This window comes from Scytonema hankhaensis NUACC26 (assembly GCF_045865695.1).
In the GTDB taxonomy this organism is placed as follows: domain Bacteria; phylum Cyanobacteriota; class Cyanobacteriia; order Cyanobacteriales; family Nostocaceae; genus Scytonema.
Window position 1 is genome coordinate 1 of sequence record NZ_BAACAP010000255.1, and the last position, 15,690, is coordinate 15,690.

7 protein-coding genes are annotated in these 15,690 nt (G+C 42.3%); all 7 read right to left on the reverse strand.

From position 1 onward, the window contains the following. On the reverse strand, positions 1-3,996 hold a 3,996-nt coding region (locus tag ACKTT2_RS51235), incomplete at its 3' end, for a non-ribosomal peptide synthetase (RefSeq protein ID WP_407900825.1). 1 nt (position 3,997) lies between these two features. Further along, positions 3,998-9,502, reverse strand: a complete 5,505-nt coding sequence (locus tag ACKTT2_RS51240) for a non-ribosomal peptide synthetase (protein ID WP_407900826.1) — start codon at positions 9,500-9,502, stop codon at positions 3,998-4,000. Between the two features lie 21 nt (positions 9,503-9,523). Then, positions 9,524-12,085: a condensation domain-containing protein gene (locus ACKTT2_RS51245; RefSeq protein WP_407900827.1), complete on the reverse strand. Its 2,562-nt coding sequence runs from the start codon at positions 12,083-12,085 to the stop codon at positions 9,524-9,526. A gap of 38 nt (positions 12,086-12,123) precedes the next feature. Beyond that, positions 12,124-13,194: an HAD-IIIC family phosphatase gene (locus ACKTT2_RS51250; protein WP_407900828.1), complete on the reverse strand. Its 1,071-nt coding sequence runs from the start codon at positions 13,192-13,194 to the stop codon at positions 12,124-12,126. A 4-nt stretch (positions 13,195-13,198) separates the two neighbouring features. Beyond that, positions 13,199-14,380: an acyl-CoA dehydrogenase family protein gene (locus ACKTT2_RS51255; protein ID WP_407900829.1), complete on the reverse strand. Its 1,182-nt coding sequence runs from the start codon at positions 14,378-14,380 to the stop codon at positions 13,199-13,201. 45 nt (positions 14,381-14,425) lie between these two features. Next, positions 14,426-14,695 (reverse strand): acyl carrier protein, encoded by a 270-nt coding sequence (locus tag ACKTT2_RS51260; RefSeq protein ID WP_407900830.1) that lies wholly within the window; start codon positions 14,693-14,695, stop codon positions 14,426-14,428. Between the two features lie 66 nt (positions 14,696-14,761). After that, entirely contained in the window at positions 14,762-15,667 is a 906-nt protein-coding gene (locus ACKTT2_RS51265; protein WP_407900831.1) for a 3-hydroxyacyl-CoA dehydrogenase family protein, read from the reverse strand. Positions 15,668-15,690 lie beyond the last annotated feature (23 nt).

The window sequence follows — 15,690 nt, forward strand, 5'->3', positions numbered from 1 at the left end:
ACGCCATAGCAGTGTTTGGAAAGCTGCTAACAGCATCATAAATAAAGTACTTCCCTGCTGCTGGCTCAATTTATTCAAAGCAAGAGATAGTTCCTCCGATAACTTAAATGAGTAAGTTGCACCCCGGAATGTCTGAATTGCTGGTCTTGGATGGTCTGTGGGTAACTCTAATACTTCTGGCGCATTTTCTAAATGCTGTCGCCAATAAAAAATCTGAGTTTCGAGTGCTTCTCCTTGCAGCCATTGTCGTTGCCAAGCCGCGAAGTCTACGTACTGTATTGGCAGTGCAGGCAACGGTGAGGGTTGCCTATTACAGAAGGCTTGATAAAGTGTTGCCAACTCCTGCACTAGTACACCCATTGACCAACCGTCAGAGACGATGTGGTGCATTGTTAGTAGTACAATGTGTTCTTGTGCATCAAGACGTAAGAGTTTCACTCTCAGCAGCAAATCGCTGCTGATGTCAAAAGGTTTTTGTGCTTCTTGAGAAGCCAGTTGTTTGACTTCGGCTTGTTGTTGATTTGAAAGTAGCTCGCTAATATCAAATATTGGTAATATTAAGGGTATCGCTTCCTTTATGACAGCTATTGCTTGCCCTTCTCTTGTTTGGAAATTAGTTCGCAGCGTTTCATGGCGACTAATAATTTCGTTGAAACTTTGTTGTAATGCCCCTACATTTAATTCTCCTTGTAGGCGAACAGCAGCAGGAATGTTGTAGAACGGACTATCTGGTTCAAATTTAGCTAGGAACCACAGCCGTTGTTGGGCAAATGATAGCGGTAATTCTTGCGAGCGTGAAATCCGCTTAATATTCGTTGCCTCAACTCCTAAGCCTACCTTAATAGCTTTCTCAATTTCTTTGGCTAGCCTAGCTATTGTTGGTTTTTCAAATAAATAATGTAAAGGAAGCTCTACTTGAAACACTTGCCGTATTTGGGAAATTACGCGAGTCGCGATTAGGGAGTGCCCACCTAATTCAAAGAAATTATTATCAATACCTATTTTGTCAATACCAAGCACTTCCGCCCAAATACCTGCTAATAGGTTTTCAATTAATGTAGAGGGAAGGATAATGCGGGAGGGTGGTAATACCTGTGTAAATTCAGGTGTAGATAACGCTTTGCGGTTAACCTTACCATTAGGTGTGAGCGGTAGTGCCTCTAGTATGACAAAAACTGCTGGCACCATGTAGTTTGGCAGCTTTGACTCCAAAAAGCTACGCAGTTCAATCATCGTCAGTGTTTGCTCTTTCTGAGGAACTACATAGGCAACTATTCGTTGAGAAGAAGCTGAATCTGAGTCTACTACAACTACAGTTTCGCGCACCGCTGGGTGTTGAGTGATGAGTGTTTCAATTTCTCCCAATTCAATACGAAAACCACGTAGCTTCACTTGGTTATCAATACGACCAATGTACTCTATCTCTCCATTCGGCAGATAGCGCGCTAAATCGCCAGTTTTGTAGAAACGCGCTGCTTCTTGGCTAAAGAGATTGGGGATAAATTTTTCTGCTGTTAGATCGGGGTGGTTTAAGTAACCTCTACCGACTCCCACACCACCAATATAAACTTCACCCGTTACACCTACAGCAACAGGGTTAAGATACTTATCAAGCAGATAAATCTGAATATTTGCAATTGGGCGACCAATGGGAACTGTTTTTTGGTTGGTAACACTATCTTTACACTGCCAAAAAGTGACATCTACAGCCGCTTCTGTTGGACCGTAGAGATTATGCAGTTGGGCATCAAGTCGATTCCAGAAGCGTTGTTGCAGTTGCGCTGGCAATGCCTCACCACTTGCCATCACCCGCACTAGAGACCGACATTTTTCTAACCCTTCCGCTTCCAAAAACACTTGCAGCATTGATGGGACAAAATGTAAAGTCGTAATTTGCTGCTGTAAAATCAAGTTGATTAGATAGTTGGTATCTCGATGTCCTTCTGGTTGAGCTACTACTAAACGCGCACCCGTAATTAACGTCCAGAAAAACTCCCACACAGATACGTCAAAACTGAAGGGGGTTTTCTGCAACACACAATCTGATGATGATAATTGATAAGTATCTTGCATCCAAAGTAAGCGATTGCAAATTCCCCGATGGGTGTTCATTGCACCTTTTGGTCTCCCTGTAGAACCTGAGGTGTAGATGACGTAAGCAAGATGATCTACTGTGATGTTGTACGCAAGATTTTCTGTGTTTTTATCGGCGATGAGTTCCCAGTCGCTATCGATGCAAATTACTTTAGCTTGATGATTTAGTAAACTTTCTACTAGATATTGTTGTGTTAATAACACACTTGGTTGGGAGTGTTCTAACATATAAGCCAAGCGTTCTTTGGGATAGCTAGGGTCGAGAGGTACATATGCACCACCAGCTTTGAGGATGGCTAATAGTCCGATGATCATATCGAGCGATCGCTCTACACAAATCCCGACTAATACCTCTGGTTTTACTCCTAGTGAACGCAAGTAATGTGCTAATTGATTAGCTCTGACGTTTAGTTCCCAATAAGTTAAATGTTGGTCTTCAAAGACTACTGCTATTGCATCAGGTGTGTGTTCTACTTGAACTTCAAATAATTCATGAATACATATCTGTTGAGAATACTCAACTTCTGTATCATTCCACTCCATAAGCAACTGATGTCTTTCAGTTTCTGTTAAGACCGACAATTCTGAAAGGCGCTGCTGTAGATTAGTGACCATACCCTCTAGCAAAGTCTGCAAATGTCCTAGCATTCGAGTAATGGTATCAAATTGATAGCTATCATCGTAAGTAATCTTGAGCAACAACTCCTTACCAGGATTCACGGTTAGAGTTATGGGATAGTTTGTCCTTTCAAAGCCATGAAAATCATCTACCTCAAAATTTATATCCCTCTGCCGTACAGAAGCATCTACAGGATAGTTCTCAAAAACTACTAGACTCTCAAATAGAGATAAACCTTTAGGAATTTCGCTCCATCCTTGAACTTTCACTAATGGGCAATATTCGTATTGATGTGCCTCAATTAGTTGATCTTTGATTTTCTGAAGCCAAGGTAAAAGAAATTCTTTGGGTGATATTTGTACTCTAATCGGTAGTGTGTTGATAAATAACCCTACCATAGACTCGGCTTGAGCCAAAGTAGGAGGACGACCAGAAGTTACTGCCCCAAAAACTACATCCTCCTGACCACTGTAACAACTTAACAGCAAAGCCCAAGCTCCTTGTACTAGAATATTTAGTGTTAGCTGGTGCTGCTGTGCTATGGATTGCAATGCTGCGGTTGTTAATGCTGAAAGCTGAATTTTTTGTTCGGCATAATCATCTTGTGGAGTCAGTGATTTTCTAGCTCCTCGATCTACCCACAGCTGTGTTGGAGTCGTAAAACCTTTGAGCGCCTCTCGCCAGAAAGTCTCAGCCTCGGATAGGTTTTGTTGCTGTAGCCAGACAATGTAATCCCGATATGGGCGAATAGGATCTAAGTATACGTCTTCACTATTGCTGAAAGCTTTGTAACAAGCAAAAACTTCCTTAAAAATTGTAGCAAAAGACCAGCCATCTAGTAACAGATGATGATGACTCCAGGTAAAGTTATAGTATGCATCCGAAAGTTGAATCAGTGTTAGACGCATCAGTGGTGGTTGCGTAAGTTCAAAGCCACTGGAGCGATCGCTCTGCAAGAAAAGTTCTAACTTTTGTTGTTGTTCGTCTGGAGACAGATGCTGCCAATTATACTCTTGCCAAGGTAGCATCACCTGTCGATGCACAATTTGTGCTGGTTCTTTTAAACCTTCCCAAGCAAAGCAGGTTCGTAGAATTGAATGGCGCGCTACAACATACTGCCATGTGCGATGGAATGCTATGATGTTGAGCTTTCCTTGGAGAATCCAACTAAATTGGTTAAAATAGACGCCAGATTTGGGAGCTGCAAGACTATGGTAGAGAATGCCTTGCTGCATGGGCGAGAGGGGATAAAAATCTTCAATGTTTTTGTTTTTTATGCCCATGTCAAATATCTCCTATAGCTGCTGTAATGGCATCGAGATCGGTTTGATCCCATTGGCTTTGCTTAAACTCAGCGAAATCAGAAGGGGTAAAGCCTCCTGCATCAGGAGATTGGCAATGAGCAATTAGCGATCGCATTGCCTCAATAAACCGTTGAGCAAGTGATTCAATCGTGGTTTGCCGATGCAGTTTCTCGCTATAAGTCCAGTTCATTTGTAGCTTTCCTTGAGAAATGCAGCCGCTAATTTCCAGCACATAAAATCTTTTGCCTTGCAAACTGCGACTGGAACCACTGGACTCATGAGCTAAGCTAAATAAAGACAATTCCGGTAAAACTCGATCGAACTGACCCAAGTAATTAAAACTTACCTCAGCTTGGGGCAAACAACTCAGATGTTTGGCAATTTCCCGCTCCTTGCTAAGGTAACACAGCACGCCATAGTCAATACCTCGGTTTGGTATAGCTCGTAATTGCTCTTTAACTGTCTTCAGTGCTTCTCCCAAATGAGAAGTGTTTTCTAGACTAAGGCGTACTGGGAAGATAGAAGTGAACCAGCCCACAGTCCGCGATAAATCCAGATCCTCGAACAGTTCTTCTCGCCCATGTCCTTCTAAGTCAATCAGCAGATATCTTTTTCCCGTCCACTGAGCAAATGTCTGTATCAGTGCCGTCAGCAAGACGTCGTTAATTTGCGTTTGATAAGCTGCTGGCACCTGTTGCAACAAAGCTTGCGTTTCTTCTATAGAAAGCGATACTGACACTGTACGAGCTGTCGCTTCCGTGTTGTTTCCGTCTGGATAGTCTACGGGTATAGGCTCAACAGGTTGACCTAGGGTAGTGAGCCAGTAATCTAGCTTTGAGTGCAGATTTTCTGACTGTGCATATTCTTGCAGACGGTTAGACCACTGCTTAAACGAAGATGTTTTGAGTGGCAGATGGATCGACTCACCTTGGCTAATTTGTTGGTAGGCTGTTTGGAGATCTTCAAGCAAAATTCGCCAAGAGACACCATCGACGACTATGTGGTGAATGACCAGCAATAGGCGGCTTGTTTTTTGTGCTCCAAGGTCAAAAAAGATTACCCGCATTAGCGGACAGTTCAATAAATTCAGGCTAGTCTGTAATTCGGTGGCAGCTACCTCAATAACCTTTACTTGCGCCTCTGGTGGTAGTGCCGATAAATCCAACCTCATAAATGGCACAACAAAGTTGTCATCCGCAATCGTCTGCTGCCAACGTTCGGTCTCTTGAGTAAAGCGTAGGCGGAGGGTGTCGTGGTGCAACAGCAAGTGCAGCACTCCTTGCTCTAATAAATTGGCATCAGCATCTGGCTGCACTTCTAGCAGGATTGTCTGATTCCAGTGGTGTGGATTTGGTAGATTCTGTGCAAAGAACCAATGTTGGATTGGTGTTAGGGGTACTAGACCTGTTATCAGTTCTTGTTCTACTTGGATAGCAACAGTTGTGCCAGCCACCGTTGCCAAAGAGGCAATCGTCTGGTGCTTAAACATCTGCTTAGGGGTCAACTTTAGTCCAGCTTGGTTAGCTTTGGCGATCGCCTGAATGCTTAGAATAGAATCCCCGCCCAACTCAAAGAAATTGTTATAAATACCCACCTGCTTGAGACTGAGAACCTCAGCCCATATCTGGGCAAGTTTATCCTCAACCGAGTTGCGAGGAGCAGCAAAAGATTTTTCCTGATTCACTGGTTCTTGTTCAGGCACAGGTAATGCTCGGCGATCTATTTTGCCATTTGGCGTCACTGGCAGTTCCTCCAGTAGCACGAAGGCAGCCGGCACCATATAATCGGGCAGCTTCTCCTGTAGTAAGCGGCGCACATCACTTATCAATTGATTTGGGCTGTTCCAAACTAGCTTTGATGTAATTGTTTCGTTTGTCGGCAATCGTTTTTCAAACGGTCGAAGGGCATAGACGTTATAAAGGTTAGTATCTTTTAACCATGACTCTTGCTGGAAAGTGACGCTATACTGATGGTGCTTAAGCAACGCCGTAACCTGCTCGAGTTGGCAATCAATATCTTGAACCTCAATAACAATTTGTTTGATTTTTTGCCAATCATCCTGTTGGATACCAGCAAGTACATCTAGTTCGCTTTTTTCTGCATCAATTTTTAGTAGATCGATCCGCTCAACATGATTCTCGCGAATCACATCAGAGATGGTTTTTAACTGGCAAGTAAAATTCTCGCTCGTCAAACGCTCTGTGAGTACCTGATCGAGAAGTTCTTCTTGCAACGGCTCGTCATAACTCTTACTCACCTGTTGCTGGTTAAACTCAAATAATTTTACAACTTCTCGGTCTTCCATTCTATCTGCGAAGCGTCCAGACATCATGGAAAGGTGAGGATAAAAGGTAAACGTTTCGCTCTTAGCATTATTAGAAATGCCGCACTCAAATACCTTCACATCTAAACCATAAAGATCTGTATTGAGGCGTAACACTTGAAAAGTTGGGGGGATAGGCTCAAAGGCGTAAATAACGCCTTTTCTACATCTTTGGCCTACGAAAAGAGTGAAAAAACCGATGTTAGCTCCTACATCAAAGATGCAATCGTCTTCATTCAAGGTGATTCCATGTCTCAAATAAGACTGCTCTTCAAATATTTCTTTGTATAAGTAGTCGGTTTCGTTTTTATTCAGGTGGACAACTATCATTCCATTCGGCAGTTCGTACAATTTTTGGTTAGTCAGCCTGCCCTCTCTTTCCAAGCGCAGAAGTTGACGCACTGTTAGTGCATATTGCGGATCGGGAACAAGATAAGCTACTAGACGCTTGTTGCCAGAGTTATCCTCCCTAGCTATGACTGTTGCCTCCTGAACACTGGGGTGCTGCTCTAGTGCAATTTCAATTTCTCCAAGCTCAATTCGGAAACCCCGAATTTTTTCTTGATGGTCGATACGACCCAAGAATTCAATATTGCCATCAGGCAGGTGACGGGCTAAGTCTCCGGTTTTGTAGAGCCGTGACCCTAAGTATTCATTATATGGGTTAGGAATGAACTTTTCAGCCGTTAAATCGGGACGATTGAAATAACCACGCGCTACTCCATCTCCCCCGATGTACAATTCGCCAGGAACACCTACAGGGACAGGATGCAAGTACTGGTCTAGCAGATAAATTTCTGTATTAGCGATTGGGTGACCAATGGGAACCGCACCCGATTTACAGTTTTCTACTGGAACTTCATAGACGCAGCATCCCACCACTGTCTCTGTAGGACCATATTCATTGATCAGCCTGGTGTTGGGGGCATATTGTCGCCAGAAAGAAAGGTTTTCTTCCCATAGTGCTTCACCACCAATAATCAGCGCCTTTGTCCGCTCGGCAGCATCTGTGGCTGGTAACAGCCGAGAGAGTAACTCTAAATGTGCCGGAGTGATTTTGACGAGACTGAAATCTTTGTAAGTGCGTAATGCATTGCTGAGTGCTTCTATTCCCTGTTCTTCTGGCAAAAGAACGATGCTCTTTCCCACCAGTAAAGGAGAGAACAAGCTGGTGATGGTCAGGTCGAACCCAAAGGGAGAGTGAACGGGAGTGCCTTGACCTTCTGTAACCGCGTATGCCTTGGTACACCAGCTCAGGTAATTGACGAGCCCTTGATGTTGAATCATTACCCCCTTTGGTTTACCAGTAGAACCTGAGGTATATAGTACATAGGAAAGGTTGTTGGCTCTCACCCCGCTCGTGGGGTTATGCTCGCTGTATTGGGTAATTGTTTCCCAATTTGTGTCAAGGAAGACTACATTCGCCTGGAGATGGGGAAGTCTTTCAGCTAACCGCTGTTGACTCAACAGCACTGGGGTTTGAGTATCCTCTATAATGAATGTCAGCCGCTCTGACGGATAAGTCGGATCGAGAGGCACATAAGCTCCACCAGCTTTTAGGATACCTAGCAGTCCTACTACCATCTCTAGCGAGCGCTCTACGCATAACCCAACTAGCACCTCTGGTTCAACTCCCTGCTGTTGTAGATAATGAGCCAGTTGATTTGCTCGGACGTTGAGTTGGCGGTAGGTTAGTTGCCGATTTCCAAAGACAACAGCAACGTTATCCGGTGTTCTATCTACCTGTTCTTCAAACAATTGGTGAATGCATTTGTCATTTGGGTAAGTAGTCTTTGTATTGTTAAACTCGACTAAAAGTTGCTGGTGTTCGCGAGCACTTAATATCTCTAACTCACTAATTAATGCTTTGGGATTTTTGGCAACACTTTCTAACAGAGACTGAAATTGTGCCGCTAACCGTTGGATATCTTCTACCTTGAACAAGTTGGCATCGTAGTGAAATACTGCACTTATAAAATCATCTCTTTGAACACAAGAGAGTTTCACTTTAAACCGATCGACGCAGGCATACTGCTTGTAAATTGAGAATGATGCATCGGCAACAGAATATTGTGAAGACCATTCCTCAAACTCAAAACAAAAAGGAAAGAAGAACGGTGACCTGTTGCCACTCCCTGTCGATTCAACAACTTGTTCCCAGGTAAAATATTCCTGCCATTCGTATAGCTCCCAGATCAATTGATTAACCTGCAGTAGTATTTCACCGAATCTACAATTCGCTTCCAGATGACACCTAACAGGTAAGTATTTGGCAAACAGCCCTAAAGCTGATTTTAGTTCCCCAGATTTTCGACCATCGTAGGTCATGCCGATAATGATGTCTGGTTGTCCAGTAAGCCGACAGAGCAGAATCTGCCAACATGCCAGCAATAAGACGGATGTGGAGATGTTGTAACACTGCACTAGCGCTTGAAGTCTCGCTACCATGTCAGGAGCAATCTTCAAACAGAGAGATTGAGGCTTAAATCTAAGTTCTCCAGTAGTCTGATTTTTGAAAGGAAGTTGCAAACTTGGAAGAGCAGAGATATTCTGCTTGCGCCAATACTCTCTACCTGCTTCTGTATCCTCTGCAGCAAGTAACTCATTTTGCCATTCAGCAAGGTCTACGTATTGTAGTGCTTCGTTAGATAGTTCCTTGCCATGCAAGCATACGGCATAGGAACTGCTAATTTCATATACTAAATTCGTCAAAGTAATGGTATCTGCACACATAGCTGGTAAGCTAATGAGTAACACGTACCTTTGTAAGGATAGAGTCACTAATGATACATACAATAGTGGACCTTGCTCAAAGTCGAAAGGTAGCTGGCTCACTTCATGAAAAAGCACATCAATCTTCTCATCTTGTTCTTGCAAACTCTTACTGCTCAGGTCGTGTTCATGAACTAATGCTATGTTGGTATCAGCTATAAATTGTAGGGGGATATCCATTCCTGGCAAGTAATAAAAAGTTGTGCGAAGGATTTCATGCCGCTCGACAACATTTTGTATAGCTTCTTTTAAAGTATTTGTATTAAGATTCCCTTCGATCCGGACTGCACATTGGACACGATAAGGCAGACTATAGTCAATTTGCTGTAACGACCACAGGTGCTTTTGTTGGGGAGAGAGTTGATAGCCTTCATTAATTTCTTTTTGCATATTTTTCTCTATTACTTGGCGTTAAATGTTTTTGTTACTAAAAGGCTCTGTCATTCCTACCACAATTTTTCGAGAGCCGAGAAATGGTGCTCTTCCATGTGCTGTCAACATATTGTCAAGCATCAAGATGTCTCCTGACTGCCAAGGAAAAGAAACTGTTTCCTTCTGATAGGCTTCGCGAATTTCATCTAGAACTGATTGTTCAATAATCGAGCCATCCCCGTAATAGGTATTGTGTGGAAGATCTTCTTCTTGAAATTCTGCTAACAAAACATCGCGTATCGTCCGCTCCAAGGTAGAAACATGAAAAAAAACAGCGTGATTGAACCAGATTATTTCATCCGTTTGCGGATGTTTTGCAACAGAGGAACGAACTTGTCGAGTTCTCAAGCGATTACCATTTTTCCATTCAACTTCAATGCCATTTGTACGGCAGTATTCCTCGACCTTTGCCCTGTTTGTTGTCTGAAAGACCTCCTGCCAAGGCAAGCCAAAGCCGTCACCAAAGTTGCGGACATACATTACCTGCTTTTGCATGAAGCGGTTTCTAATTGTAGGGTGAATGCGTTCATAAACTTTCCTCACGTCGGCTATTAGCGTTTCCCCTCCCTGCTGTGCGGGTGTGATGCAGAAAAAGAAGATTTTCAAAGGCCAAGTATACTGATACGAATTTTCATTGTGTAGGAAGATACTTTGAGTAGCAGGATGGTCTGTTGAGGTATAAATTTTACCGCTTACGAAACTACGGGGCGATGAACGTTCACCATACTCTAACAACTCGCCTGATACGATCCTAATGAAATGCTCAAACTCGGCTACTTCATTCACCTTAAAGTTACGAAAAAGTATTCCACCATGCTTTAACAGATGTGTCTGAATGAACTGCCGATTGTTTTGAGCCCAAGTTATTAGATTTACACCTGCCACAGTTGGTTGAATCATCAAAGGAAGGTTTTTTTCAGGTGTTAGTAGCTGTGTATCGATCAACCTTTCTTGTGAAATACTCAAAGCTTGTCGTTTAGTTCTACGCTTGATGTTCTCTAACTTCTTTTGACGAGTCTCTTCCAGCTTCTTTTTTTCTTGAATTTGTTGTTGCCTATCTGCTTCAACAAGTACCTTTTCGAGAACGTTCAATCTGACATCAGGTTGTGTAACAACCTCTTGAAGAAGAGTTTCAAACTGTTCTACCATACGGCGAAAGGTGCAAGCATCAAACAAATCTGTTTTGTAACGAAACATACCAACAAGACCCTCTGGCTTTTCCCACAGATCTAGCAGCAGATCAAACGTCGCCACTCTCCTATCGTACTCAAGAAAGCTTAGAGTTAAACCTGCAAGTTTTAGATCTGGAACCGGGGCATTTTGAAAGGTAAACGCCACCTGAAACAGTGGGTTTCGACTGAAGTCTCGCTCTGGCTCCAGTTCCTTCACCAGCAGATTGAAAGGCAGATCCTGATGAGCATATGCTCCAATAACTACCTCTCGAACCCGACCCAATAACTCGCGAAAATTAGGATTGCCCGAAAAATCAGTTCGCAAAACCAAAGTATTAACGAAGAATCCGATAAGACCCTCGATTTCTGCCCGGTTGCGGTTAGCGATAGGCGAGCCCAAAATGATGTCGTTTTGCTTTGTATAGTAGTATAGTAAAGTCTTAAACACAGCTAACAGCGTCATGAACAGCGTCACCCCTTCACGCTGCGAGAAATTCTTAAGCGCTTCGGTCAGGGTTTTAGGCAGCACCAGAGATTGGGTTGCACCTCGAAAGGTCTGGACAGCTGGTCGTGGTTGGTCTACAGGCAACTGCAGTATCGGGAGGCTGCCACCCAGTTGCTGCTTCCAATAAACAAGCTGGGTTTGTAGAGGTGTACGACCATGCACTCCTGCTTTATGCATCCACTGACGTTGCCAGACAGCATAGTCTGCGTACTGAATCGGGAGTTCAGGGAGTGAAGATATCTTATTGGTAGAGAAGGCTTCGTAAAGTGCTGCTAGTTCCCGAATCAGCACTCCTACCGACCAGCCATCAATAACAATGTGATGGATTGCGAACAGCAGCAAGTATTCCTGCACACCTGTTTGTAACAGCATGGCTCGCAGCAACAGATCGGATACCAAATCAAAGGGTTTTTGAGCTATTTCTGCTGTTAGCCGCTCTATTTCTACTTGTCGCATGGCTTGTGGCCACGAACACAGGTTCACTACAGGCAGCGCTACAATTATAGTAGGGTGAATGACTTGAACTGGTTGCTCCTCTAGCGTTTCAAAAGTAGTACGTAGAACTTCATGGCGTCGCACAATTTCGTTGAGACTCTGCTCTAGAGCCACTACGTTAAGAACACCTGTTAGCTGTATACTTGCTAATTCATTATAATTCGGGTTGCTAGGATCTAACTGATGGAGAAACCACAGCCGTTGTTGGGCAAAGGATAGGGGAGCAGGACTTGTTTGGGAACGTTTTGGAATAACTTCTAATCGAGAGATCGTGTCAACTTCACCCCGCAATCGCTTTTCTAGAAGCTCTCGCTGAGTGGATGAAAGCTTTGACCGTCGTTTCAAAAGTTCATCTTTTTTGTTGTCCATGATGCCCCCTATCAAACTACATTAACTAGCAATGCTGATTAATCCATAATTTTGACCTTTACATACTTAGGAATAGGCTGTATTCGTGTAAGTTCATTTTCTAAAATGAGCAAATCTCCTTTCTTCTCAGTTTCCTGAAAACCTGCAAATTTATAAGACACATACATCATTCTATTGCGATTGTTTGAAACAAACTCAGAACGCAAACGGACATTATTTTTTTTAGCTAATGTCATAATATAGTTTAGCATAATTGTGCCGACACCTCTGGACATAACGCGACAAGACATCAGCAAAAGTTTTACAGTCCACACAAGCTCTTGGCATTCTACAAGAGCCAATCCAATTTTACCGTAACTGCCATACTTATCGTCCAAACTAGCAATGAGTAGTTTATGCTTATCGGATTGCCGAAATTGATTGAGTTCATCATAGGAGTATGTATAACCAGTTGTATTTAATTGATTGGTTCTAACTGTTAATTCTTCGGCTCTCTGTAAATCCTCTTCTTTGGCATCAGAGATAGTAAAAGCCATATTGAGTGTCGCTAAAAATTCTTCTTGCGTCCCAACAAATTCTTTTTCGGAATTGTTTCGCTCTCTATCGCTAATATACATTAGTCTTCTTAATTTTGAATCCTCCGTGATAAAACGAGGATTCATTTCTGGCATATCCAGTAGATGCGCCAGATCGGCGGTATTAATACAAAGGATTCCAGTCAGTGAAAAATTGACTTCTTCCAGTTCAAATAATTGGTCGTCTATAAAGGCAAAGGTATCGATACCAAGATTGAGTGACTTACCGATTTCCTGAATCGAACTGGATTTTGAGTTCCAATTGATTTGAGGATAGAGAAAATATTCGTGCAAACCGAACTCCTGAAGTTGCGCCATTGCTCTGGCGTTATCATTTTTACTAGCAATAGATTGTAAAATGCCTCGACTATCCAATATTTTGATAATATCGACTACTTGAGAGCGCAAATAAACGCGCTCGTCCTCTAATAAAACACTATCCCAAATCGTGTTATCTAAATCCCAAACTACACATTTGATAGATTTTGTATCGGCTTGTCTATTATTTGAAAGTTCAGCTTGTATGCCAATCATCTTCTCACGTCCTTGCCAGTAATTTTTGAGACACAATGGGAGCAGGTTGTGACAGATACTCCTGATAACCGTAATCAGCGATAGTTATCTGTTGTATTTGCGTACTTCCTTCAATAATTTCCATGATTTTGGCATCTCGCAAATATCTAGCAACAGAATATTCACTGGTACAACCATTAGCACCGTGGATTTGTACGGCATCATTTGCAACTTTAGTTGCTGTTGTGGATGCAAAATATTTAGCAATTGAAGTCTCTGTTATCGAGCTTGGATCGCCAATCTCTTTAAGATAACCAGCTTGATAGCACAGTAATCTTGCTGCTTTCACATTAGCTATCATCTCAGTTATCATTTGCCGAATCAATTGGTGTTCTTTGAGATAAACACCGAACTGCTTTCGTTTACTTGTGTACTGAATACAAGCTTCCAGACACGCTTGAGCAATACCTACAGAACCCCATGCAACACTATATCTCCCGTAATCTAGTGCAGAAGAAGCCACATAGGAGAAACCAAATCCTAACTTACCTACCAGATTTTCCTGGGGAATTCGACAATCTTGAAATTGCAACTCAGCTAACATGGAAGCCCGAACACCCAACATTCCAGAAATAGGTTGTATCGAAAGTCCTGGACTGTTTTTTTCAACTAAAAAAGCAGAAGGTTTGCCCGAACATTGGGCAAACACCAAAAAGATATCGGCTATTTGTCCGTAGGTAATCCATTTTTTGTGTCCATTTAAGATATAAGAGTCGCCAGAAAGTGTCGCCGTGGTTTCTATACTTTTGGCATCGCTACCTACGTTAGGTTCACTTAAAGCGAAAGCAGCTATAACTTCACCAGATGCTAACTTTGGCAGCCAATAATCTTTTTGAGACTTATTGCCCCATTTACAAAGAGCATGAGCAACCATGCAATGAACTGTGAGCAAACTCCGTAGCGAAGAACATCCCCGTCCAATTTCTTCATTGAGAAGACCATAGGCGATCGTGTTCATAGCTTTGCCACCAAATTCTTTGGGTAATACAGCACCCAAATATCCGTGTTGAGCTAACTTTTCAATTAGCTTTGTCGGGGTACGCTCTTCTTGGTCATAGGAATTCGCGTAAGGTATAACCTCTGAGTTTACAAAAGCTCTAAATTCAGCTTGAGCATCTTTTTGTTGAGTTGTTAACTCTATTTTCATCTTACTACTTAAATGTTAACAGGGATTGAAAATTTTATCTTTTACTCATTTTTGTGCAACTAAAGCTGTTTTACGTTCAATCAAACGAGTCATAGAATTTATCGTCCTGAAATTATCAAATTCTAGGTCTTCATTATCAATAGTCAGTTGAAATTCTTGTTCGATAAACAAGACGAGTTGCATGGCGAACATGGAATTGACAAAACCAAGTGCAAAGATATCTTCATCTAGCTGCAAGTCATGATTGCGGAAAAACTTTGAAAGGAATTGTTTGATTTTTACTGGTATTTCTTTCATAGGTTGGTTATTTGTCATTTGTCATTTGTCATTTGTTATTTGTCATTTGTCATTTGTTCAGTACTTTGGACAAAGGTCTTTTGACTAATAACAAGCGACAGAGTTATCTTTATTTGTACCCAGTGACTCAATGGCTCCACTGTAAGTATAAAAACCTTGTCCATTTTTGCGACCATACAATCCTGCATCTACCATTTTTTTCAGCAACGGACAGGGTCTGTATTTGCTGTCGTTGAAGCTTTCATATAAGACTTCGATGGAGAATAGAATAGTATCCAACCCAATCAAATCAGCAGTTTCGAGTGGTCCCATTTTGTGTCCAAAGCAGGATTTGAAAATTTTATCCACTTCTTCTACAGACGCGACTCGGTCTTGTAGCAAGAAAATGGCTTCATTAATTGTCAACATTAGTACGCGGTTGGAGACAAAACCGGGTGAGTCGTTAACAAGAATGCATTCTTTACCCATCTGCGCCAACAATTCTTTGGCTGTTGCGATCGCATCATCACTGGTGTGATACCCGCGAATCATTTCCACCATCGGCTTCATTGGTACCGGGTTCATGAAATGCATACCAATAACTTTGTCAGCACGCTTAGTGACTGAAGCAATGCGAGTAATAGAAATAGCAGAAGTATTGGCTGCAAATACAGTCTTATCGGGACAAATCGCATCAAGCTGTGCGTATATCCCCTTTTTAATATCCCACTTTTCCGTGGCATTTTCAATCACAAATTCTGCATCTTCAAGAAATTTATAATTTGTAGAAAATTTAATTCGATGCAGAATATTGTCAGGGCTTTCTGCTTGCTGGTTTTTCTGAAAAAAACCTTGAAAACGGACATTATTCCTGATTTCCTTCTTAGCATTATCCAAAATATCTTCGGAAATATCTACTAAAATCACTTGATGTCCAGTTTGAGAGAGGTTTTGGGCGACCCCAATTCCCATGACACCTGCTCCGACTACACCGACAACTTGAATTTTCATGATTTTTCTTCTTAGACGACAGA